A 1,471-nucleotide genomic window follows, 5' to 3' on the forward strand; every position below is an offset into this window, starting at 1 on the left:
AAGCTATATGAAGAATTTAGTGCTTTTGTTAAAAAAGAAGAAAAGAAATCTAAGATTGTCGAGCAAAGAACAAAGGAATCTGAAATTGGCCAAATTAAGTCTCGCCAAGCTCAAAAATGTGTCGAAGATAAGCTAGATTCATTGCTAGATAGCTCTCAAATTTCTATTCCTGACTTAGTCCTTGAAACAATTCGCGGTGGCTGGAGTCGCGTTATGTTTCTAGCATACCTGAAAGACGAAGAAGAGCATCAGTGGGAACACAGCTGTAAAACAGCCGAGAACCTAATCTGGTGTTTGCAGCCGTTTGAAAAACCTAAAGATCGCCAGTACTGGATCGCCATTGCCCCTAAAGTATTAAAAGAGCTTAAGTCAGGTCTTGAAGAAGTTTCCTATAATACAGCCGATCTTGACCAGGCACTTGTCGAGATTCGCTCAACACTCACAAACACATTTAAGCAAAACTCATTTAACTTGAGTCATAATATTGTTCCTCCTGTAAATGAGGAGAACGAGCCAAAGGCTGAAACTGCAATTGAGCGCCNACAAGCATCGATAGACTCCAGTTTAAATAAATATATTGAGCAAATTGAGCAAATTGAAGTTGGCACTTGGTTTGAGTTTACAAACAACGATAGCAAACAGCGATGCAAGCTGTCAGCGGTCATCAATGATGCAGATAGCTATATTTTCGTCAATCGCATGGGGCTAAAGTCTTGTGAAAAAACCAAAACCGACCTGGCGAATGATCTAAAAAGGAAGCACACAATTGTTCTAGAGCAAGGACTGCTAATTGATAGAGCCATGAACGCACTAACCAGTAGCCTAAGCCAGAAAGCAAGTACACTCTAATTTGTGAATACCGAGAGCAACCAAAGTCTTCGGCTCAGCTTAGCGGCTTTCGCTGCCATTTTGATTCACACAATCTTGGCCCTATTGATCTACTGGCTCGACATATCATTCCTTGAAACCAAGGAAAAGACTATCCCCTTCAAGCTAGTATCTGCAGACAGAAGCTCGCAATTTTCAAGCTCATCACTTAGCGCCGAAGAAAACTCACGCGCAGCACAAGAATATTTAGCGACACTTAACCAATCGCAATTTAAAAGCGACACCCAAACTAAACGTGACTCCTCATCAAAAGGCAGCCTAAGTCCTAATCAAAATGCCGTGAAGAAGCTGTCGGACAAACACACTCGGCTAGACAGCCCTGCTTTTCGTGGATCTAATCCAAGCACGGCAATTCACGGATTACAAAATATTTTCAGCCGCGATAAGCAAAGCCTTAAACCCAGCCAGACAAAACAAGTCTCGAGCAAGGAACTTGAGCAACTCAGCGACTACGAGATTTTACTTTTGAGCGCACTCAGGAAGGACTCTCTATACGACCCTTTTCATGCGGTAATGAACACTCACAAACGTAAAGAAGTTGCCTATACAATAACGCTTCGCTTATTCCCCAATGGAGCAATAA

At 42.2% G+C, this 1,471-nt stretch carries 2 protein-coding genes; both read left to right on the plus strand.

The window, feature by feature from the left end; genetic code table 11:
* Positions 1 to 849, plus strand: an 849-nt coding sequence (locus tag A3729_RS08415; RefSeq protein WP_156497804.1) for a DUF1631 family protein, incomplete at its 5' end; no start/stop codon positions are given.
* A 3-nt stretch (positions 850 to 852) separates the two neighbouring features.
* Positions 853 to 1,471, plus strand: a 619-nt coding sequence (locus A3729_RS08420) for a hypothetical protein (RefSeq protein WP_156497805.1), incomplete at its 3' end; no start/stop codon positions are given.

This window comes from Oleiphilus sp. HI0043, assembly GCF_001634935.1.